Source organism: Saccharothrix saharensis (genome assembly GCF_006716745.1).
In the GTDB taxonomy this organism is placed as follows: domain Bacteria; phylum Actinomycetota; class Actinomycetes; order Mycobacteriales; family Pseudonocardiaceae; genus Actinosynnema; species Actinosynnema saharense.
Genome location: NZ_VFPP01000001.1, coordinates 786,612 through 808,322, shown reverse-complemented (window position 1 = coordinate 808,322; position 21,711 = coordinate 786,612). Strand labels below are relative to the sequence as shown.

At 74.0% G+C, this 21,711-nt stretch carries 18 protein-coding genes; 6 read left to right on the top strand and 12 right to left on the bottom strand.

Annotated features, from left to right (window positions below):
- Window positions 1-30: 30 nt before the first annotated feature.
- From FHX81_RS02935 to FHX81_RS02920, 4 genes are read right to left on the bottom strand one after another with little or no spacing between them, the layout of a single operon-like run.
- Window positions 31-1,923 (bottom strand): glycoside hydrolase family 127 protein, encoded by a 1,893-nt coding sequence (locus FHX81_RS02935; protein ID WP_141975085.1) that lies wholly within the window; start codon window positions 1,921-1,923, stop codon window positions 31-33.
- 24 nt (window positions 1,924-1,947) lie between these two features.
- Entirely contained in the window at window positions 1,948-2,763 is an 816-nt protein-coding gene (locus FHX81_RS02930) for a carbohydrate ABC transporter permease (protein WP_141975084.1), read from the bottom strand.
- 29 nt (window positions 2,764-2,792) lie between these two features.
- Window positions 2,793-3,719: a carbohydrate ABC transporter permease gene (locus FHX81_RS02925; RefSeq protein ID WP_141975083.1), complete on the bottom strand. Its 927-nt coding sequence runs from the start codon at window positions 3,717-3,719 to the stop codon at window positions 2,793-2,795.
- A 2-nt stretch (window positions 3,720-3,721) separates the two neighbouring features.
- Window positions 3,722-5,020: an ABC transporter substrate-binding protein gene (locus FHX81_RS02920; protein ID WP_141975082.1), complete on the bottom strand. Its 1,299-nt coding sequence runs from the start codon at window positions 5,018-5,020 to the stop codon at window positions 3,722-3,724.
- Between the two features lie 229 nt (window positions 5,021-5,249).
- Here FHX81_RS02920 and FHX81_RS02915 point away from each other — a divergent pair, with 229 nt between their 5' ends.
- The 3 genes from FHX81_RS02915 to FHX81_RS02905 all read left to right on the top strand — a co-directional run bounded on the left by FHX81_RS02915 (window position 5,250) and on the right by FHX81_RS02905 (window position 9,384).
- Entirely contained in the window at window positions 5,250-6,320 is a 1,071-nt protein-coding gene (locus FHX81_RS02915; RefSeq protein WP_141975081.1) for a LacI family DNA-binding transcriptional regulator, read from the top strand.
- Between the two features lie 327 nt (window positions 6,321-6,647).
- Complete coding sequence (locus tag FHX81_RS02910) at window positions 6,648-7,922, top strand: amidohydrolase (protein ID WP_141975080.1); 1,275 nt, start codon at window positions 6,648-6,650, stop codon at window positions 7,920-7,922.
- Window positions 7,923-8,043: 121 nt separating this feature from the next.
- Complete coding sequence (locus FHX81_RS02905; RefSeq protein WP_141975079.1) at window positions 8,044-9,384, top strand: ATP-binding protein; 1,341 nt, start codon at window positions 8,044-8,046, stop codon at window positions 9,382-9,384.
- A 31-nt stretch (window positions 9,385-9,415) separates the two neighbouring features.
- On the opposite strand, the gene FHX81_RS02900 is transcribed toward FHX81_RS02905, so the two are convergent.
- The 6 genes from FHX81_RS02900 to FHX81_RS02875 form a co-directional block, all read right to left on the bottom strand.
- Window positions 9,416-9,619, bottom strand: coding sequence for a hypothetical protein (locus FHX81_RS02900; RefSeq protein ID WP_141975078.1), 204 nt, complete (start codon window positions 9,617-9,619; stop codon window positions 9,416-9,418).
- Window positions 9,620-9,825: 206 nt separating this feature from the next.
- The gene (locus tag FHX81_RS02895; protein WP_141975077.1) at window positions 9,826-11,142 is read right to left on the bottom strand and encodes an alpha/beta hydrolase; all 1,317 of its coding nucleotides are present in this window, start codon (window positions 11,140-11,142) and stop codon (window positions 9,826-9,828) included.
- On the bottom strand, window positions 11,139-12,491 hold the full coding sequence (locus FHX81_RS02890) for an alpha/beta hydrolase domain-containing protein (protein WP_246107594.1): 1,353 nt from the start codon (window positions 12,489-12,491) through the stop codon (window positions 11,139-11,141). The genes FHX81_RS02895 and FHX81_RS02890 overlap by 4 nt, the downstream gene beginning before the upstream one ends.
- Window positions 12,492-12,599: 108 nt before the next feature.
- The gene (locus tag FHX81_RS02885; protein WP_141975076.1) at window positions 12,600-13,169 is read right to left on the bottom strand and encodes a QsdR family transcriptional regulator; all 570 of its coding nucleotides are present in this window, start codon (window positions 13,167-13,169) and stop codon (window positions 12,600-12,602) included.
- A 144-nt stretch (window positions 13,170-13,313) separates the two neighbouring features.
- The gene (locus FHX81_RS02880; protein ID WP_141975075.1) at window positions 13,314-13,727 is read right to left on the bottom strand and encodes a hypothetical protein; all 414 of its coding nucleotides are present in this window, start codon (window positions 13,725-13,727) and stop codon (window positions 13,314-13,316) included.
- A 97-nt stretch (window positions 13,728-13,824) separates the two neighbouring features.
- Window positions 13,825-15,108, bottom strand: coding sequence for an erythromycin esterase family protein (locus FHX81_RS02875; protein ID WP_141975074.1), 1,284 nt, complete (start codon window positions 15,106-15,108; stop codon window positions 13,825-13,827).
- Between the two features lie 108 nt (window positions 15,109-15,216).
- Here FHX81_RS02875 and FHX81_RS02870 point away from each other — a divergent pair, with 108 nt between their 5' ends.
- The 3 genes from FHX81_RS02870 (at window position 15,217) to FHX81_RS42785 (ending at window position 20,013) form a co-directional block, all read left to right on the top strand.
- The gene (locus tag FHX81_RS02870) at window positions 15,217-15,591 is read left to right on the top strand and encodes an ATP-binding protein (RefSeq protein ID WP_141975073.1); all 375 of its coding nucleotides are present in this window, start codon (window positions 15,217-15,219) and stop codon (window positions 15,589-15,591) included.
- Window positions 15,592-15,656: 65 nt separating this feature from the next.
- A complete protein-coding gene (locus FHX81_RS02865) occupies window positions 15,657-19,097 on the top strand; it encodes an HAD-IC family P-type ATPase (protein ID WP_342787159.1) in 3,441 nt (1,146 codons plus the stop codon).
- Complete coding sequence (locus FHX81_RS42785) at window positions 18,979-20,013, top strand: HAD-IC family P-type ATPase (RefSeq protein ID WP_342787256.1); 1,035 nt, start codon at window positions 18,979-18,981, stop codon at window positions 20,011-20,013. The genes FHX81_RS02865 and FHX81_RS42785 overlap by 119 nt, the downstream gene beginning before the upstream one ends.
- Here FHX81_RS42785 and FHX81_RS02860 read toward each other — a convergent pair.
- A complete protein-coding gene (locus tag FHX81_RS02860; RefSeq protein ID WP_141975072.1) occupies window positions 19,994-20,809 on the bottom strand; it encodes a carbohydrate ABC transporter permease in 816 nt (271 codons plus the stop codon). The genes FHX81_RS42785 and FHX81_RS02860 overlap by 20 nt on opposite strands.
- Complete coding sequence (locus tag FHX81_RS02855) at window positions 20,806-21,708, bottom strand: carbohydrate ABC transporter permease (RefSeq protein WP_141975071.1); 903 nt, start codon at window positions 21,706-21,708, stop codon at window positions 20,806-20,808. The genes FHX81_RS02860 and FHX81_RS02855 overlap by 4 nt, the downstream gene beginning before the upstream one ends.
- Window positions 21,709-21,711: the final 3 nt, after the last annotated feature.

Genomic DNA, 21,711 nt, shown 5'->3' with positions numbered 1-21,711 from the left:
CACCTCGTTCGGGGGTTGGGGGAGGGTGTGTCATCCCGTGGTGGTGGTCGGGATCCAGACGCGCATCGGACCGGGTGACCGGTTGCCCCACAGGAAGTAGGGGACGGCGGTGAGGCGGAACGGGGTGGCGGCGGGTTCGGGGACGTCGGTCCGGTACAGGGCGTCGTCACCGGGCGGCACGGTGGCGGCGGGCGCGGTCAGCGCCACCGGGACGCCGGGCAGCCCGGTCGGCTCGAAGGCGGCGGTCGGGTCGACCCGCACGTCCTCCAGCACGACGCCGGCGGGCAGGTCGACCTGCTCGACGCAGTAGACGAGCGGTCCGCGGGCCAGCGCCACGCAGCCGCGCACGGCGTCCACGTGCGGGTGCGCGGTGACCACGCGGACCGGCATGGCCAGGTCGAGCGTGACCGTGGCGCCGTCCGACCAGTCCCGGTGCAACCGCAGGTAGCCGTCCTCGGCCCGCACGTCGACCGGCACGCCGTCCACCCGCACGGACGCCTCGGCGCACCAGCCGGGGACGCGCAGCGCGAGCGTGAACGGGACCGGTCCGGTCACGTCCAGCTCCACGCGGCCGTCCCACGGGTACCGCGTGCGCGTGACGACCTCACCGGCCGCCGTGCGCACCGCGCCCGCCGAGTACAGGTGCACCTGGACACCGGTGTCGTCGGTCGTCGCCGCGTAGCCGTGCAGCGAGGCGACGAGCCGCGCGAGGTTCGGCGGGCAGCACGCGCACGAGTACCACGGCAGCCGCTGCGACGGCGCGTCCTCGTGCGAGCCGTCGTGCCCGGTGCGCAGGTGCAGCGGGTTGGAGTAGAAGAAGTTCGTGCCGTCCTCGGACGTCGAGCCCGCGACCGCGTTGTAGAGCGCGCGTTCCAGCTCGTCGCCGTACCGGGACTCGCCGGTGGCCAGCAGCATCCGCCAGTTCCAGTGCACGCTCGCGATGGCCGCGCACGTCTCGCCGTACGCGCGGTCGGCGGGCAGCTCGTACGGGTCGCCGAACGCCTCGTCGCGGTGCCGGGAACCCTGCGCGCCGGTGATGTAGGTCTTGCGGCCGAACGCGTCGTCCCACAGCCGGCGGGCGGCGTCGAACAGCTCCTCGTCACCGGTCTCCACGGCGACGTCGACCACGCCCGCGAGCAGGTAGAGCTGCCGCACGACGTGGCCCGCCACCTCCTCGGCCTGCCGCACGGGCACGTGGTCCTGCAGGTAGGCCGAGCCGAAGCGCTCGCCGTCGAGCACGCCGTGGCCGCGCCGGTCGACCATGCGGCGCGCCAGGTCCAGGTACGGCCGGTGGCCCGTGACGCGGAACAGCTCGACCAGGGCGGTCTCGACGCCGGGGTGCCCGTCGATCCCCGGTGGCGCGTCCGCGCCGCCGAACCGGTCGACCAGCAGGTCGGCGCACCGCCGCGCGACCGCGACCAGGTCGTCACCGACACCGGCCCGCGCGGCGGCCACGGCGGCTTGGATCAGGTGCCCGGCGACGTACAGCTCGTGGCTGTAGTGCAGCTCCTGCCACCGCAGCTCCGGTTTCACGACGGTGTAGTGGGAGTTGAGGTAGCCGTCGTCGCCCTGCGCCTTGACCAACAACGCGGCGGTCGCGTCGACGAACGCCCGCAGCCGCTCGTCGTCCGGGTTCGAGGTGAGCTGCCAGGCGGCGGCCTCCAGCGTCTTGTGCACGTCGGAGTCCGCGAACCACATGTCGCGGAACTCGCCGGTGGCCTCGCCGGTGACCAGCCGCAGGTTGTCCAGCGCACCGGAGACCTGAAGTTGTGCGATGCAGTGCGGCAGCGTGCCGGTGGCGTTGCGGCGCTGCCACCGGCCGAAGAAGCCGTCGGCGGCGAAGGTGACGTCGTCGAGCGCGACCGGGCACAACGCGGAGGTGGCGCCGGAGGTCGGCTGGACGGGACCCGGGTGTGCGGTCATGGGTGTTCCTTCCAAGCCCGTGAGTCAGCCCTTGAGTGCGCCCGAGGTGAAACCTCGGACGTAATGCCGTTGCAGCAGCAGGAAGACGACCACGCACGGCAACGCCGACGTGACCACCCCCGCTTGCAGCGCCTCGAAGTCGACCGACCCGAGGCTGCCGGACTGGAGGTTGAACAACGCGACCGGCAGCGTGAACTTCGCGCCGTCGGTGAGGAAGATCAGCGGCGCGACGAACTCGTTCCAGGCGGCGAGGAACGAGAACAGGCCGACCGTGACGATGCCCGGCAGCACACCGCGCAGCAGCACCCGCCACAACGCGCTGCCCGGCGTGCACCCGTCGATCAGCGCGGCCTCCTCCAGCTCGCGCGGCAGCGCCTCGAACGAGCTGCGCATCATGAACAGGCCGAACGGCAGCTGGAACACCGCCAGCACCAGCCCGAGGCCGACCAGCGAGTTCTGCAGGCCGATCCAGCCGAGCAGGATGTAGAGCGGGACCAGGATGGTGGTGTAGGGCACCATCAGGATCGCCAGCGTGACGACGAACAGCAGGTTGTGGCCGGGAAACCGCAGCCGCGCCAGCGCGTACCCGCCCAGCGTGGTGGCGAGCACGGTGACCACGGCCGCGACCACCGCCACCACCAGCGTGTTGACCAGGTACGCGCCCAGCCCGCCGCCGTGGTCGGCCAGCCGCTCGTAGTTGTCCAGGCCCCAGCCCGGCTCGCCGTCGGCGGCACGCCTGCCGTTGACCGACGAGTACAGCGTCCACAGCACCGGCAGCAGGAACAGCACGGCCAGGGCCGAGCCCGTGACGTGGAACCCGGCGGTGCGCGCGCGTGACATGGCGCCCGACCTCCTTGCGGTGGGAACGGTCACCGGCCGCGGCGCAGCAGCCGCAGCTGCGCGCCGTTGACGACGATGAGGACGGCGAGGATCGCCACGGAGACCGCCGCGGCCCGGCCGAGGTCCTGGGACAGGAACGCCTCGCGGTAGACGCTGATGACCACGGTGGCCGTCTCGTGCCTGCCACCGGTGAGGATGAAGAACTGGTCGAACGCCAGCAGCGACCCGGTCAGCGACAGCACCATGGTCAGCGCGAGCGTCGGCCGCAGCAGCGGCAGCGTCACGCGCCACAGGACCTGCCACCGGTTCGCGCCGTCGGCCCGCGCCGCCTCGTAGAGCAGCGGGTCGATGCTCTGCAGACCGGTCATCAGGATCAGCATGTAGAAGCCCGCGAACCGCCAGGTGATCATCCCGACCGTGGACGCCAGCGCGTTGTCGGTCGAGCCGAGCCAGTCGACCGCGCCGAGCCCGAGGAACCGGACCAGCTCGTTCAACGGCGACGCCTCGGTGTTGAACAACCCGTAGAACAGCAGGCTGGTCGACGCGAGCCCGACCACGCTGGGCAGGAACAACGCGGTCCGGTAGACGCCCACGCCCGGCCGCGACTCCTGCACCAGCAGCGCCAGGCCGAACGCGACGAGGCCGAGCACGACGGTCGTGACCGCGGTGTACTTCAGCGTGAACCCGATCGCCCGCAGGAACAACGGGTCCTGCAGCGCGCTGTAGTTCTCGACCCCGTTCGGGGCCGACGCGCCCAGCAGCGGCCAGTGGTTGAACGACATCCACACCATCAGCACCAGCGGGATGACGAACAGGACCACCACCAGCAGCGCCATGGGACTGGCGTAGAGGAGGCCGAGCCTGCGCCGCGCGCTCCCGATGGTCTTGCGGCGACGGCCCGGTGGCGTCGTCGGCCGGCTCGGCGCGTGCGGTCGGGTCCGCGTGGCGGTGGCCATCGTCACCTGCCGGCCAGCGACTCGGTGATGGTCCCGTTGTGCTGCTTCAACGTCGCGCCGACGTCCTGCGAGCCGAACAGCGCGTCGGTGACCGCGGCCGTCCACGGACCGTTGGTGTCGTTGAACGTCTTGCCGAAGTTCACCGAGATCGGCGTCCGGCCCTCGCCCGCGAGCAGGTTGAACACCCGCAGCCGGTTGTCCTGCTTGGCGTAGGTGTTGTCGGCGAGGTCGCTGCGCACGGTGATGTTCTTGTTCTTCGCCAGCACCTCGACCTGCGCCTGTTCGGACAGCGTCCAGGAGATGAAGTCCCACGCCGCCGCGGCCTTGGTGGAGTTGGCGCTGATGCCCAGCACGTCACCGCCGACGAACGACGACCGGCCGCCCTTCGGGCCGGGGATCGGCGCGACGCCGATCTGCAGCTCCGGGCCTTCCCGCATGCCCTGCAACGCGGTCGCACCCATGGGCTGGATGCCGATCTTGCCCTCGGCGAACAGCTGCGTCCACGTGGGACCGGACTCGTTCTTCGCCGACGCGGGCACGATGCCCTCGGCGTACATGCGGCGCATGGTGCCGTAGACGTCGGCCGCCGCGGCGCCGTCCAGCGTCGCGGCCGTGCCCTGCTCGTCCAGGACGGTGCCGCCCGCGGCCCAGATCATCGGCCAGGTGGTGAACAGCATGCAGCCCGGGCACGCGCCGCCGTAGAAGTAGCCGTCCACGTCGCCCAGCGCGTCGACCTTCTTCGCCGCCTCGTACAGGCCGTCCAGGGTGGCAGGCGGGTTCTCCGGGTCGAGCCCGGCCCGCTTGAACAGCACCTTGTTGTAGAACACCGCGGACAGGTCGATGTCGTGCGGCACGGCGTAGACCTTGCCCTGGTGGGTCGCGGCCTCCACGTGCGCGGGCGCGAGCCTGCCCTTGAAGTCCAGCGTGTCGACCCGGGCGGTGAGGTCGAGGTAGACGCCCTTGGCCGCGTAGTTCGGTGCGTAGACCACGTCGGCGGCGAGGACGTCCGGCAGCTGCTTCGCGCCCGCGGCCGTGCCGACCTTCTGCTGGAAGGAGTCGGCCGGGAAGACGGTCAGCTCGACCTTGTTGCGGTGGCTCGCGTTGTAGGCGTCCACCAGGGTTTGGCTGAACGTGGCCGTGGGCGACCGGGTCCACATGGTGATCGTGGTGCCGTCGTCCACGGCGGTGGTGCCACCCGCGTCGGCGGCGGACGGTCCGCTCTGGCACGCGGCGAGGAGCAGCAGTGCCGCCGCGGCGGTGGCGAGCAGCCCGCGTGCGCGCAGCGGTGGGGGTGAGCTCATCTGGGTGTCTCCTCGTGCGACCACGCGCCCGGCTCGGGCAGGACGGCGTGGGAGGGAAGGCGTGGGACGGACAGCGTGGAAGGAGAGCGTCGAGGGGAAAATTAGGAAACCGGTTGCCTTGAGAACGTAGGGACGGCGCCGGACCGTGTCAAGAGCGAGTTGAGCGGCTGTGACGTGCTGATTCGTCGTTCTGCTCAGCAGTGCGGGCCGCGCGCGGTAACCTTCGCCCATGCCGCCGAGGAAAATGAAGGACAACGCCGGGTCGTCGGCCCGCCCGGCCACGATCAGCGACGTGGCCCGGCTGGCGGGCGTCTCGGTCGGCACCGCCTCCAAGGCGCTCAACGGGCGCGGGTCGCTGCGCGACGAGACCCGGCGGCGGGTCCGGGCCGCCGCCGACGAACTGGGCTTCCAGCCGAACACGGCCGCGCTCACGTTGAACTCCGGGCGCACCTACACCGTCGGCATGATCACCACCGACACCATCGGCCGGTTCAGCATCCCGCTCATGACCGGCGCGGAGGACTCGCTGGGCGCGGGCCGCATGTCGGTGTTCCTCTGCGACGCGCGCGACGACCCGATCCGCGAGCAGTACTACCTGCGCACGCTGCTCAGCCGCCGGGTCGACGGCATCATCGTCACCGGCCGCCGCACGCAGGCCCGCGCGCCCGTCGGCGTCGACCTGCCCGTGCCGGTGGTCTACGCGTTCATCAGCTCCACCGACCCGGACGACTGCTCCGTGGTGCCCGACGAGGTGGGCGGCGCGCGGAAGGCGGTCGACCACCTGCTGGCCGTCGGCCGTCGGCGGATCGCCCACGTCACCGGCCCTGAGCACCACCACTCGGCGGCCGTGCGCGCGTCCGCCGCGGTGGAGCGGCTGGCGGCGTCCGGGCTGGACCTGGTCGGCCCGCCGCTGTTCGGCGAGTGGAGCGAGGCGTGGGGCAGGCAGGCGACCGGCATCCTGCTCGGCGCGGCCGAGGGGTTCGACGCGGTGTTCTGCGGCAGCGACCAGATCGCGCGGGGGGTGGCCGACGCGTTGCGCGCGGCGGGTCGACGGGTGCCCGACGACGTCGCCCTGGTCGGCTTCGACAACTGGGACGTCATGGCCCTGGCCTGCCAGCCGCCGTTGACCAGCATCGACATGGAGCTGGAGGGGTTGGGTCGGACCGCCGCGGACCTGCTGCTCGCCGCCATCAACGGCGAGCCGGCGCCGGGGCGGCACGTCAGCCCGTGCCGGCTGGTGCTCCGCGAGTCCACCGCCGTGTCGGTCCGGCCGGGCGCGACCAGGGTCGGGCGGGTCTAGGGCCACGGCGCGGTCGGCTGGGCATCGCCGTCGCTCCTCGGACGCCCGCACGCTCGTCGCGGTGGTGGCGCAGGCCTTTGCGTGGCGCTGTCGGAAAGCCGATCATCGGCTCGACCCCGGGCCGATCCCGGTGCCACGCGGAGTGCGCTGGTCGGCGTTGGCGATAACACCGCGCGATCGGGGCGGCGTGGGGACCGTCCACCCGAACGGGCGATTACGACGCTGCGCAGTGGATCTTGCACGCGTGGTGCGCCAGGATGTGGCCGACACGAGTGACGTGTCGCTCCCCGAGGCGGCCCGACGCCCTGGCACGAACGGCAGGCCAGCATGACCTCTGTCGCGAGCAACCTCCGGCCGCCGTCGACCGACGGCGCCGCCGCGCTCCCGTTCGGCGTCCTGACCGACGACCTGGTGCCGGTGGCCGACCTCGGCGCGGGCCGCGGACCGCGGTGGCTGGACGAGTGGCTCGACGCGAACCTGGCGCTGGTGATGTCGTGGCGGCGCACCCTGCACGCGAACCCCGAGCTGCGGCGCGCGGAGTTCCGCACCACGGCGACGATCGTCGGGATCCTGCGCTCACTCGGCCTGCGACCCCGCGTGCTGCCCGCCGGCACCGGCGTGATCTGCGAGGTCGGCAGCGGGCCCCGGTGCGTCGCCCTGCGCGCGGACATCGACGCGCTGGCCGTGCCGGAGGCCACCGGCGAGCCGTGGGCGTCCCGCGTACCGGGTGTCTCGCACGCGTGCGGCCACGACGTGCACACCGCGATCCTGCTCGGCGCGGCGGCGGCGCTGGCGTCCGCGCCGTCGTTGCCCTGTCGCGTGCGGCTGCTGTTCCAGCCGGCGGAGGAGGAGCCGGGCGGCGCGCACGACGTGATCGCGGCCGGCGGGGTCGAGGGCGTCGAGCGGATCTTCGGCCTGCACTGCGACCCGAAGGTGCCGGTGGGGCGGATCGGGACCAAGGTCGGACCGGTCACGTCCGCGTGCGACATGCTCGACCTGCGGGTGGTCGCGTGCGGCACGGGCAGGCGCAACGAGCTCAGCTCCGACGTGGTGCACGCGCTCGGCGTGGTGGCGACCGGGCTGCCCGCGATGCTGGCGCGCCGGGTCGACCCCCGGTCCGGCACGGTGCTGGCGTGGGGCCTGATGGACGCGCCGGACACGACCGGCGGCACACCGCGCGCCGGCGTCCTGCGCGGCACCCTGCGCACCGGCGACCCGGTGGTGAACGGCCAACTGCCCGCGCTGGTGGAGGAGATCGTCGGCTCGTTGCTGCGCCCGACGGGCGTGCGGTTCGAGCTCGAGCACGTCCGGGCCGTGCCGGTGGTCGACAACGACCCGGAGAGCACCGCCCTGTTGCGGCGGGCGATCGCCGAGGCGCTTGGACCGCGGGCGGTCGCCTCGGCGACCCAGTCCACCGGCGGCGAGGACTTCGGCTGGTACCTGGAGCACGTGCCGGGCTCCTACGCGCGGCTGGGCACCTGGTCGGGCGAGGGCCCGCAGGGCGATCTGCACCAGCCGACGTTCCACGCGGACGAACGGGCCCTGCCGATCGGTGTGCGCGCGATGGTGCACGCCGCACTCGCCGTGCCGGCCGCCGGCTGAACGAGGGCTCCGGGCGTTCAGCCGGCGTTCAGCGGCTTGTCTGGCCGCGGTCTTCTGCTGTGCCGCGTCGGCCGGGATCCGGGGGTTCCCGGCGGGTGGCGCGAACCGGGGGGAAGCGGTCATGACGGCAGTGGATCCGAGCAGTGCCCGCGGCAGCACCGAGTACTTGCTGCTGCTCAGACGTCGCCGGGAGGTCGCCGGGCTGTCCTACCGCCAGTTGGACCGGCGGGCGCGGCAGTGCGGTGAGGTGCTGCCGCCGAGCACGGTGGCGACCATGCTGCGCCGCACCACCCTCCCGGCCGTCGACCTGCTGACCACGTTCGTGCGGGCGTGCGGCGGTGACGACGCCGAGGTGGCCGCGTGGTTGGCCGCACGGGCCCGGATCACCGCGCCCGACCCGGACCCCGGTGCGCGCGCGGCGACCGGGCCGTGCCTGCCCGTGCCACCCCGCCAACTCCCGCCGGGGCCGGCCGAGCTGGTCGGGCGCGACCGTGAGCTGGCGGAGCTGGACGAGGCGACCGGCGGTCGGGAACGCGGGCTCGTCCTGGTGACCGGTGGGCCCGGTACGGGCAAGACCGCGTTGGCGGTGCACTGGGCGCACGGGTCCGCCGGCCGGTTCCCGGACGGGCAGCTGTACGTGGACCTGCGCGGGCACGGCCCGGGTGAGCCGGTGAGCGTGGGTGTGGCGCTGGCGCACCTGCTGGTCGGGCTCGGCGTGCCGGCGAGCGCGGTGCCGTCGCGTGACGAGCAGGCCGCCGCCCTGTTCCGGTCGGTGGTCGCGGACCGCCGGATCGTGCTGGTGCTGGACGGTGCCGCGTCGGCCGACCAGGTGCGGCTGCTCAGACCGGGCGGACGTGCCTCGTGCACCGTGGTGACGAGCCGGGACCGACTGGTGGGGCTGACCGTGCACGACGGCGGCCGGTCGGTCGGTGTGGGCGCCTTGGAGCGCGGGCACGCGGTGCGGGTGCTGGCGCGGTCGGCGGGGGAGCGGCTGGTGGCGCAGGAGTCGGGTGCGGCCGGGACGTTGGCCGACCTGTGCGACGGCCTGCCGCTGGCGTTGCGGATCGCCGCCGGCGCGCTGGACCGCGACGCGCGCACCCCGATCGCCGACCTGGTCGCGGAGATGCGGGTGGACGGCCGGCTGGCCGCGCTGGGCGTGCTCGACGACCCGCGGGCCCGGCTGGACGTGTCGTTCGGGTACTCGTACGACGCGCTGGGCGATGTCGAGCGGCGGGTGTTCCACCTGCTGGCGTTCTCCGGCGACCTGTCCGCGTCGGTGGTGGCGGTGACGGCGGACCTGGCGCCGGGTGCGGCACGGTCGGCGTTGCGCCGGTTGTCCGACGCGCACCTGGTCGCCAGGCGGGCGGGCGACCGCTATGCGGTGCCCGGCCTGCTCCGCGAGTACGCGCGCACCCTCGCGACTCCGGACCGCATCAGCCGGACCGCCACCGACGCCGCCTGAGCGGCGCGATCACCAGTCCAACGTGAACTCGTCAGGGACCGTCGAGCGGCACGTACTCGTACCCGTCGACCTTGGCGCTCACCGGCACCCGGTCCGGGCAGTGGGCCCAGCCGGTCGGGCCGAGCAGCCCCGCGTCGGCCACCGTGAGCACCGTGCACCCGTTCGGCCGGTCGACGTCCACGTCGACCTCGAACAACCCGACCCGCTGGTCGCCGAGCCGCCGGTCCGGCTCCACGACCGGCGCGACACCGGCCGTGAGCCGGCCGGGTCGGACCGACCGCGAGCCGGCAAGCGAAGGCGACCGCCGCCGTGGTGAAGCAACCGCCGGGCGGGGGGCGCCGCCCAGCCGTGAGCGTCACGGGCACCGACGCCGCGGTGGCGGTCCACCAAGGGGACCGCCACCGCGCCACACGTCCAGCCGTGAATCGCCCTCCTCGTCGATCAGGGGGACGTCGCGCGCAGGCCTCCGGTTCCGCTGTCGAGGTAGTCCTTGAACTGCACGGTCACCGAGTGCGTGTCCGACGGCCAGTTCGGCACGGCGATCGTGCGGGTCCGCCCGTCGCTGCCGCGCGAGGTCTGGGTGATGCGGATCGTGCCGCCGCCGGCGGCCTGGGCGGGCAGGTAGGCGTCGACCGCGGTCAGGAACGGCAGCGTGGTGAACGGCGGCAGCACGACACCCGGCGTGGACGCCCGGTCGCAGTTGTCGTCGAACGCGAACGCGGCGATGACCTGGCGCAGCTTCGGCGAGACGGCCGGTTCGAGCACGTTGACGCCGTCGAGCTCCAACCGGTCGCTGTCGGGCTGGTCGGACCACCACTCGCGGTTGCGGACGACGGTGAGCGCACTGTGCCCCGGGCACCGGTCGATGTTGTCGGTGATGCCACCGGGCCGTGACACCTGGAGCCGCACGAACCGGTCGCTGCGCTCGAACGGCTCGAAGTAGAAGTGGTGCGGCACCTGGCCTTCGCGCAGCACGACCAGCTCGTAGTGCTCGCGGCCGTTGACCGGCAACGGGCCGAACGAGCCGTCCGCGCCGGTGCGGACGCTGTGCCTCGGCGTGCCGACCCGCGCGCCGGTGCGGCTGTCGAGCTGCCAGACCTGCACCACGCCCTCGACGCCCGCGTTCTGCGGGTAGTACGTCGCCCGGCCCGCGATCCGGACCAGCGAGGGCAGCTCGGGCACCACGCGGGTGGTCCACGCGGACCGGCCGCGCAGGAACCGGTGCACGTGCGCGAAGCCGTCGGCCGAGGTGGTGGTCTCGGTGTGGCCCAGGGTGGTGAGGTGCACGTTCGTCGCGCCGCCGATGGAGCCGTTGGGCTGGAGGCTGCCCCACAGCGCCAACGTCGGCACGCCGCCGGGTGGCGTGGCGCTGGACCGCCCGTCGACGTTGACGTACTTCCGCACCGCCGCGGCCCGTTCGGGCACGGACAGGTAGGTGTGCATGACCGTCGTGCCGCGCGAGTGCGCGATGACATCCACTGTGGACGAACCGGTCCTCGCCCTGACGCCCGCGATGAACGCCTCCAGGCCCGCGATGGCGTGGTCGTTGGTCGGGATGCTCGTGTCGTACTCGAAGGCGTGCAGCAGCGCGTCGGGGTAACCGTTGACCGAGAACCGCTTGGCGTTGGACTGCCACTGCTGGGCCGAGCCCTGCTGGCCGTGGACGAAGACGATCGGGGTGAGCGCGTCGGCCCGGGCGGGCGCGGCCGCGACGGTCGAGACGAGTGCGACGATCAGCGCCGCGAGCGGGATCCTCATCGCGTTTCTCCGATCGCGTCCGCCAGGTTCCGCCGCGCGTCGGCGGGCAGCAGGTAACCCGCGCGGACGCCTGCGACGTCCGCGGCGACGACCCGCTGCACGTAGGCGGCGCGGTCGGGGTAGAGCCGGGTCAGCGTCGCCTCGTCGAACGGCACGTGCGTGCCGAACAGGCGGCAGAACGTCTCGCCGGAGTTGTCGCCGGTGTTCAGCGCGCGCGGCGCGGCCAGCTGCGACAACCGGATGCCGCCCAGGGCGAGCCCCAGCGCGTCGCGCTTCTTGGTGACGCCGTCCGCTTCGAACTCCAGCGGCCGGGCGGTCGGCGGCGGCGTGCCGCGTTCGACCCAGCGGCGCAGGTGGTCGTAGGAGGCGGCGGTGACGTGGTGCAGCGGGATCCGGCTGAACGGCGGCCGGTCGCAGTCGTACTGCGGCGCGCCGCCGAGGTCGCGTTCGGAGAGGGGGGCGCGGTAGGTCTGGCCCTCGTAGCCGGAGTGGGCCGCGCCGGCGACCTCCCAGCGGCGGAAGCGGTCGGTGTCGGCCGGGCGTTGCGTGGTCCGCACGTCGGTCTCGGACAGCACCTGGAAGACGGGTTCCGCGCCGACCCGGGTCGGCGCCGGGCCGACGATGAAGCCGTACCCGTCGAACACCGGTCGCCGCTGCGGCAGGACCCGGTCGTACAGCACGGTCATCCGCCCCGCGGACTGGGACGCGCCGACGGCCAGCAGCGTCCTGGTCCGCAGCCCGCCCATGACCGCGCCCGAGTCGATCGCGCGACCGGCTTGGGTGAACACGTCGTAGGACAGCTCGTCGGCGGTGAACCGGCCCGCGCCGGTCACGTCCAGGGCGCCGTACCGGGCCGGGCTCCAGGTCTTGAGCTGGTCGACCCCGACCCGCTGCGCGGACACGCCGACCCAGGCGTGGCCGGCGCGGGTGACCGATTCGGCGTTCCACAGGGCGTCCAGGTCGTACCCGGCGGTGACGTTCTGCCACTCGACCAGCGTGGTGCCGGTGAAGTCCCGGGCGTGCGCGGGGCGGCGCACGATGACGCGGGTCGCGTACGGCACGGCGGTGGCGACCTCCGTGCCGTCCGGCGCGAAGCCGTCGGCCGTGCCGAAGAGGTGGAACTCCTGCTCGACGTAGCCGGCGGCGGCCAGGTCGTCGGGGGTGGAGAAGAACGGGTGGGTGTCCTCGATGCGGTCGGCGAGCCGGTCGCCCGGCACGGTGCCGGGCAGCGGGCCGACGACGCGGGGCACGGGCGCGGCGGGTGAGGCGGAGGCGGGGACGGACGTCGGGAGGACCAGACCGAGCACGGCCGCGGCGAGGCCGAGGCGGCGCCAGGGTGAACGGGGCATACCGGCTCCCACAGCGATGGGGGATGGGATCATCGCCGACCGTAGCCGGCCGCGCACGGGGCGCACCAGCACGCGGGCCCATCGTGAGACCGCCGTCGCAGCAAGGGATCAGGGGCGCTGGAGGAGCACCGTGCGGGCGGCCGTTTCGGCCAGGGCGGGGTCCAGCGGGGCGCCGGTGAGCAGTTCGGCGTACAGGGCGGACTCGACGATCCGCACGTACAGGAACGCCACCTGGTCCAGCGCCGCCGTCGACCACGGCCCGCCGTCGACTTCGAGCAGGATCTCCTTCTGCGCCGACACGGCTCGCCGGTGCACGCCCCCGGAGTGGTTGAACAGCACCCGCGCCGCCGTCTCCGGCTCACCGCGCAGGAACGCCCGGAACGGCCCGGCCGCGCGCAACTCCGCCACGAACCGGCGCGTCACCTCCAGCACGCCCTCCACGCCGCCGTTGGTGCGCTCCCGCCGGGCCCGTGCCAGCAGCCGGTCGGCCAACACCCACAGCACGTCGGCCAGCAGCACGTCCCGGCTGTGCACGACCCGGTACAGCGTGGCCCGGCTGATGGCGAGGCTGGCCGCCAACGCGTCCATCTCGACCCGACCGTGCCGCAGGAAGAACCGGCAGGCGCCGCGCAGCACCTGGTCCTGGCTCACCACCCGCCGGGTGCCGGTCGCCCCCACGGCTCGCCCTCGCTTCCGCCGGCGCGCCCGTCCGGCCCACCGGCATCATCGCGCTCCGCCCAGCCGGCCGCGAGGTCCGTCCCGGTGTGTGCGCCACGTCACGATCGCCGGTGGCCGGTCGCGGCCCGGCGTGCGGGTGACGCCCTACTTCGCGGTGGAGGCCGGTTCCTGGAACAGCACGGGCGGTGCGTCGCCGGCCGGGCGCGGCGTGGTCGGTTCCCGGCGGGGCGCCCACTCCTCGACGACCGGCTCCAGCTCGGGCACCTCGTCGACCCGGCTCTCCAGCACCGGCGCGGCGGTCTGCTGCACGGCGAGCTGCTGCTGGACCTGGCCGATCCACATCAACCACATGGCCTCGTCGCGGTGACCGCGGTACTCGGCCTTCAACCCCGCCAACGCCCCGCGCACGCGGGCGGCGATCACGGGGTCCTCCCGCACGGCGGACCAGACGGCGCGCGCGGCGGCGTCACGGGCCTTGACCAGGAGGCGGACCTGGTCGGTCAACTCGGGTGCGGGCAGGCTCGCCCACGCCGCTGCGATTCTCTGTGCCTTGGTCACGGTGCCATCCTTGTCGAGCGGACGGCGCGCGGTGGCCGTGACACGATGTTATCAAGCTCTCGTTTTTCCTGGTCAGCCTCCGGGCAACCGATGACGTTCAGACACCGCTCGGATACGTCTCGGGTTCGAACGCGTCCACCCGGCGCACGGGCAGGGGCCGGACGGCCCGGCTCTCGTCGAACCACAGGAACGCGTCGTAGCGCTCACCGAGCACGGTCGACACGTAGTTGCCCCAGCGCTCCCGATCCGGGTGGTAGACGACGCCGATCGCCCGGTGGGGCAGCACGGCGGTGAGCAGGTCGGGCCGGTCGTCGCGCGGGAACACGAACAGGGCCGCCGCGGGCGCGGTCCGGTGCAGCGCGTCCTCCAGCGAACCCGGCCGGGCCGGCGGCACCGCCACCTCCCTGGTGCCCGCACCCCACGCCTCGCCCGCGATGACGGTCCCGCGATGGGTGCCGAAGCCGACCAGGACGACCTGGTCCCTGCCGTGGCGCTCGCGGGCGAGCTGCCCCAGGTTGACCAACCCCGAGCCGGCCATGTCGGTGGCACGGGCGTCGCCGACATGGGTGTTGTGCGCCCACACGACCGCCTTCGACCGGGGCCCGTGGTGGTCGAGCAGCCGGGCCAGGGTCTCGTCCATGTGCCGGTCGCGGACGTTCCACGACGACTGCCCGCCGACCATGGCCCGGTAGTACCGCTCCGCGCCGGCCACGACCTCGGCGTTCTGCCACGCGCCGAACCGGCCCGTGCCGTCGGCCGCCGCGTGCCGCCGCAGCCGCACGAGCAGGTCCACCACCTCGTTCTCGCAACCCCGCGGCACGAACCGGGTGGAGATCGCGTACTCCCGCGGGTCCTCGCCGTGCGGCTCGAAGCACCGGTACGCGGCCAGCGCGGCGGGCACCTCATCCGGGTCGTGCTCGCGCAGGTGGGTCAGCACCTCGCGCAGCGACTCCCACAACGAGTAGACGTCGAGCCCGTGGAACGCCACCCGCTCCTCGGCCGCCGGCACGGCGTTGTGGGCACGCAGCCACCGGCAGAAGTCGACGACCTCCTCGTTCGCCCACATCCACGTCGGCCACCGGTCGAACGCGGCCAGCGCGGCACGCGGGTCGCCTGGTGCGCCCGGCAGCCCGCGCACGGCCCGGTCGACCCGGTCGCACGCGGGCCAGTCGCCCTCCACGGCCACGAACGAGAAGCCGCGCTCGGCGATCAACCGCTTCGTCAGCTCGGCCCGCCACCGGTAGAACTCGTGCGTGCCGTGGCTGGCCTCGCCCAGCATCACGACCCGGGCGTCACCCACCCGGTCGAGCAGCACGTCGATGTCGCCCGCGTCGCGCAACGGCGCGGCCATCGCCGCGACCTCGTCCCCGTAACGGCTCATGGCTCCCTCCGCGCCCTCGGCCTACCCGAACCCCGGCGCGGCAAACCGCTCGGCGATCGCAAGGCAGTCGTCAGGCGCGCAGGGGCGCGGTGGTGGGAGGCTCGGGGCGTGACGGCCGGCCACGACACGGTTGTCCTGGTCGTCCAGGACGAGGACTCGACCCCGCCCGACGAGGTGGGGCGGTGGTTGCACGACCACCTGGAGGGCTGGCCCGCGTTCGACGTGCTGCTGGTCGGGCTGGTGGTCGGCGAGCTGTACGACAACGCCCGACGGCACGGTTCGCCGCCGTACGTGCTCGAACTCGTGCTGGACCGGTGGCGGCAGGCACTGGTCGTCAGCGTGCGCGACCGGGCCGTCCGCCCCGCCGCCCCGTGGTCGTCGTCGGCCGGGTTGTCGCTGGTCGCCGGGCTGTCCGAGCGCTGGGGCGTGCTGACGCAGGCGAGCTTCACCACGGTGTGGGCGGAGCTGGTCTTCGTGGACTGAGCCCGCGCGGTGCCCACCGCCCGATCGTGGCGCATAGGTCCCGGCCGATCGGGAAGACAGGCACGGTGAACCTCCTCGGCATCGACCCGGTGCGCGCGGCAGGCGGCATCGCCAAGGGGCTGGTCGGGCTCGTCCTGGCCCCGCTGGAGCAGACCGCGGTGCTGAGCCGCGAGCGGCGGAGGGTGTGGTCGTGCCCGGGACGCCTGCACATCGAGGCGCACGGCGTGCACGGCCCGCGCGGCAAGCAGGTGGCCGGCCGCGTCGAACGCGCCCTGGAGGACCACCCCGGAGTGCTCTGGGCCCGCGTCAACGCACCGTCCGCGCGCGTGATCGTCGCCGTCGAAGACCCCGCGCCCGCCACGAAGGACCTGGTCGAGCTGGTGCGCCGGGCCGAGGCCGAGCCCGCGACGGAGGACGAGCGGCTGGTCGAGGACGAGCTGCACCACCCGGCGGACGGCCTCAAAGGCACCCGGCTGCTGCCCACGCTCGCCGCCGACGCCGCGGGCCTGGCGTTGGCCGCGATCACGCGGATCGCGCCGTGGGCCCCGGTCCCGGGCGAGCTGGGCGCGCTGATCGCCGCCGTCGACCTGCACCCCAAGCTGCGCGAGCTGGTCGCCGGACGGTTCCAGGGTCGGGAACGGGCGGACACCGCGACGTCGGTCGTGGCCGCCCTCGTGCACGGCCTCGCGTCACGCAGCGAGGGCACGGTGCTCGACATCGCCCAACGCGTGCAGCAGTGGCGTGAGGTGAAGGCGCACGAGCGGGCGTGGTGCGCCGCCGAAGCCGACCTGATCGGCGGCCCCGACGACGCCGAGGCCGAGCCGATCGTGGTCGAACGGCCTCGCCCCTTCCCCGAGAGCCCGGCCGACCGCTACGCGCGCCGGGCGTTGGCGGCGGGTGCGGCGGCGACGGCGGCGGCGATCCCGTTCACCGGGCTGCGCCGAGCCGCCGCGCTGGGTGTGGCGAGCCTGCCGAAGGCGCCGGCGGTCGGCGAGGCCGCGTTCGCCGCGCAACTGGGCCGCGTACTGGCCACCAGGAACGCACTGGTGATGGAACGCTCGGTGCTGCGCCGCCTGGACGCGGTGGACGTGCTGGTGCTCGACGAGGCCGCGCTCGGCTCGGGCCGGTCGGTGCTCAGCGACCTCGTGCCGCTGCCGGGCACCGCACCGGCGGATGCGGCCGAGCGGGCGTTCGCCCTGTTCGACCCCGAGGACGTGACGGCGGTGCGCCGCGACGACGAGTGGGAGCTGGGCCCGATCGACCGCCTCGACCCTCGGGGGCGCCGGGGCGTGCGTGAACAACGGAAGCTCGCCGGCCACGCGGGCGTGCTGGGCCTGACCAAGGACCGCAGGCTGCAAGCCGTGCTGGCGGTGGACGTGGAGACGCCGCCCGCGGTGGACGCGCTCGCCTCGGCCGCGCGGGAGGCGGGGTTGCGGGTGGTCGTGGCCACGGACCGCGACCGCCCGCCGATCCGGTGCGCCGACCAGGTCGTGCCGTCCGGCACCGGCCTGGTCGGCGCGGTGCGGGAACTCCAGGGCAACGACCACGTGGTGCTGGTCGTGTCCGACAACCGCCGGGCGCTCGGCGCGGCGGACTGCGGCGTCGGCGTGCACCGGGACGGCGTGCCGCCGCCTTGGGGCGCGCACGTCGTGGCCCGCGACCTGGACGCGGCCGTGCTGCTGGTGGAGGCGGTGCCCGCCGCGCGCCGGGTGAGCCGGGACGCGATCACGCTCGCGCAAGCGGCGAGCGGTATCGGTGCGGTGAGCGCGTTGAGCACCCGCGGTCCGGCACCCGCCCGGAACGCGGCGCGCGCGGTCGACGGCGCGTCGGCCATCGCGTTCGTGGACGGCGTGTGGCGGGCAAGGCGGCTGTCCGGCGGACGCGGTGTCGTCACGCCCGCGTCGTCCCAGCCGTGGCACCTGATGCCCGCGGCGACCGTGCTGGACCGGCTCGGCTCGGGCCGCGACGGGCTGACCGGGGAGGAGGCGCGGCGCAGGCAGCGCACGTCCGCCGGGCGGCAGGCCGTCGGCACGAGCCTGGGCAGCGCGTTCCTGGCGGAGCTGGCCAACCCGCTCACACCGGTGCTGGCGGGCGGCGCGGCCGTGTCGGCGGCCGTCGGGTCTCCGGTGGACGCCGCGCTGGTGGCCGGGGTGGTCGGCGTGTCGGCGTTGATCGGCAGCGTGCAGCAGGTCGTCACGGACCGGGCACTGGCCACGCTGCTCGGCCGTTCCGCGGTCCGCGCCACCGCGGTCCGGGACGGCCGGGACCGCGAGGTGACGGCGGACGAGCTGGTGACCGGCGACGTGGTGCGCCTGGCCGCCGGAGACGTGGTGCCCGCGGACTGCCGCCTGCTCGACGGCGACGGGCTGGAGGTGGACGAGTCGTCGGTCACCGGCGAGTCCTTGCCCGTGACCAAGGACCCGGCCCCGGTGGTGGCCGCGGAGCCGGCCGACCGGGCGTCCATGCTCTACGAGGGCACGACGATCGCCGCGGGTGACGCGCTGGCCGTGGTCGTCGCCACCGGTGACGCCACGGAGGTCGGCCGCGGCATGGCCGCGGCCCGCCGCAACACGCCGACCACGGGCGTCGAGGCGCGGCTGGCCGACCTGACCCGCAAGACGCTGCCCGTGGCGCTCGGCTCGGCGGCGGCGGTCACCGGCGCGGGGCTGCTGCGCGGCGTGCCGCTGCGGCAGAGCATGGGCGCGGCGGTGAACCTCGCCGTCGCCTCGGTGCCCGAGGGGCTGCCGTTCCTGGTCAACGCCGCCCAGCTGGCCGCCGCGCGACGGCTGGCCGAGCACGGCGCGCTCGTCCGCAACCCGCGCACGATCGAGGCGCTGGGCCGCGTCGACGTGCTGTGCTTCGACAAGACCGGCACGCTGACCGAGGGGAGGTTGACCGTGAGCCGCGTCGACAACGGCCGCCGCGGCGCGGACCCGGACGAGCTGAACGACGAGCTGCGCCGGGTGATGGCCGCCGCCGTCCGCGCCACGCCGGCCGCGGACGACCCGGACGAGCTGGCCCACCAGACCGACCGGGCCGTCCTGGAGGGCGCGCGGCGGGCACGCGTGGGCCCGACGACCGGCGCGCGCGGGTGGGCGCTGGTCGAGGCGCTGCCGTTCGAGCCGTCCCGCGGCTACCACGCGACCGTCGGCCGGGTCGGTCGGAAGCGGGTGCTCAGCGTGAAGGGCGCACCGGAGACGGTGCTGCCGCGCTGCGACGCCGACCCCGGTGAGCTGCGCCGGCTGGGGGAGCGGGTGGCACGGCTGGCCGGTCGCGGCCACCGGCGTGCTGGCCGTCGCCGAACGCACCGGCCCCGAAGGCGACTCGATCACCGACGACGACGTGCGCGGCCTGACCCTGCTGGGTTTCGTCGCGCTGGCCGACCCCGTGCGCGACGGCGCGCCCCCGGCCGCGGCGAAGCTGCGCGAGGCCGGTGTGCGGATCGTGATGATCACCGGCGACCACCCGGCCACCGGGGAGGCGATCGCCGGCGAGGTCAGCGGTGACGACGACCTAACCGTGGTGACCGGCTCGCGGCTCGACGAGCTGGCCGACGACGAGCTGGACGCCCTGCTGCCCTCGGTGGACGTGGTCGCCCGCTGCACCCCGGCGCAGAAGGTGCGCATCATCGAGGCCTACCAGCGGCTCGGTCGGGTGGTCGCGATGACCGGCGACGGCGCGAACGACGCGCCCGCCATCCGGCTCGCCGACGTCGGCATCGCGCTGGGCAGGCGCGGCACGCCGGCCGCCCGGGCCGCCGCCGACCTGGTCGTCACCGACGACCGCCTGGAGACGATCATCTCCGCGCTGGTGGAGGGCCGCGCCATGTGGGCGTCGGTGCGGGAGGCGTTGGCGATCCTGCTCGGCGGCAACCTCGGCGAGATCGCGTTCAGCGTGCTCGGCTCGGCCCTCACCGGCCGGTCGCCGCTGACCGCGCGGCAGTTGCTGCTGGTGAACCTGCTGACCGACCTCGCGCCCGCGCTCGCCATCGCGTTGAGCCTGCCCGCCCGCGAGTCCGTGCCCGACCTGCTGCGCGAGGGACCGTCCTCGTCGCTGGGCAGCGCGTTGACCAAGGACATCACCGCCCGCGCGATCACCACCACGCTCGGCGCCACGGCGGCGTGGACGGCGGCCCGCCTCACCGGCCGGTCCCGTCGGGCGAGCACGGTCGCGCTGGCCGCGCTGGTCGGCACCCAGCTCGGGCAGACCCTCGTCACCGGCGGGCTGGACCGGTCGGTGCTGGCCGCGAGCCTCGGGTCGGCCGCCGCGCTCGGCGCCGTGATCCAGACGCCCGGCGTCAGCCGGTTCTTCGGCTGCACGCCGCTGGGCCCGGTCGGCTGGGGCATCGCGCTGTCCAGCGCCACCGCCGCGAACGTCCTCGGCCTGGTGCTGAACCCGCTCGTCACTCGACGTGCTGAGTGACCGTGCCGCGCACGAAGTGCCGTTGCGCCACCAGGAACAGCAGGACCATCGGCACGGTCGCGATGGCGCTCGCGGCCAGGACCAGCTCCCACTGCTCCTCGCCGCCCTCGCCGAACCGGTCCAGCACCGCCTTCAGCCCGCGCGGCAACGTGTAGAGCTCCGGCTCGCGCAGGTAGATCAACGGCTTGACCAGGTCCGTCCACGCCGCCTTGAGCTCGAACACGAAGACCACGACCAGGCCCGGCTTCGCCAGCGGCAGCGCCATCGACGTGAACAACCGCCACGGGCTCGCACCGTCGACCTTCGCCGCGTCGAACACCTCGCCCGGCAGGCCGAGGAAGAACTGGCGCAGCAGGAAGATGTAGAACGCCGAGCCGAACAGGTTCTGCGCCCACAGGGGGATCTGCGTGGTCGCCAGGCCCAGCGCGTGCCACTCCAGGTAGACCGGCACCATGGTCACCGCCGCGGGCAGCATCATGGTCGCCAGCACGACGCCGAACAGCGCGTTGCGGCCGGGGAACCGGAACAGGGCGAACCCGAACGCCACCAGTGCGCTGGTCACCGTGGCCGCGACCGCCGCCGCCAGCCCCACGGCGACGCTGTTGCCGATCCACGTCAGCAGCGGCACCGCCTGCCACACCTCGACGTAGTTGCCCGGCGTGAACGGACGGGGCAGCAGCGCGTTGTCGAACACGTGCGCCCGGTCCTTCAACGACGCGCTGACCAGCCACCAGAACGGGTAGCCGAACGCCACCGTGACGACCAGCAGCGCCACCCACACCCCGACGCGCTTCACGACCGATCACCCTCGTAGTGCACGTACCGGCGCGACAACCGCACCTGCACGGCCGTGATGACGGCGATCACCGCGAACAAACCCCACGCCAACGCCGACGCGTACCCCATCCGCAGCGACCCGAACGCCTCCTGGAACAGGTGGATCACGTAGAACAACGCGGCGTCGCCCTCCGCGGAGGCCTTCGCCCGCGCCCCGAAGAACATCGCGTACGCCTCGGTGAACACCTGCAGGGACGCGATCGTGTTGACCACCGCGGTGAAGTACACCGTGCCGCTGATGCCGGGCAGCGTCACGTGCCAGAACTGGCGCCACGGGCTCGCGCCGTCCAGCCGCGCCGCCTCGTACCGCTCCACGGGGACGCGGGTCAGCGCCGCCAGGTACAGCACCGCCGTGCTGCCGACCGTCCACAGGCTCATCACCACCAGCCCGGGCTTGATCCACGCGGGGTCGGTGGTCCAGTTCGGGCCCTGGAACCCGAACCAGCCCAGGAATCCGTTGATCGCGCCGTGCTGACCGTTGAGCAGCAACAGGAACATCGCCGCGAGCGCCACCGGCGGCGTCATCACGGGCAGGTACAGGACGGTGCGGAAGAACCCGCCGCCGCGACCGGCGCGGCGCAGCAGGCTCGCCAGGGCCAGCGCCAGCACGATCTGCGCGGGCACGTGCAGCGCGGTGTAGAAGACCGTGTTCCACAACGCGGTGCCGACCCGCTGGTCCGTCATGGCCTCGCGGTAGTTCTCGAGGCCGACGAACGTCGGCGGCTTGAGCATGTCGTAGTGCGTCAGGGACAGCCAGAGGCTGAACAGCATCGGTCCGGCGGTGAACGCCAGGAACCCGACCACCCACGGCAGCAGGAACAACCACCCCGCCCGCGCCTCACGTCGGCTGACCGTCACGGC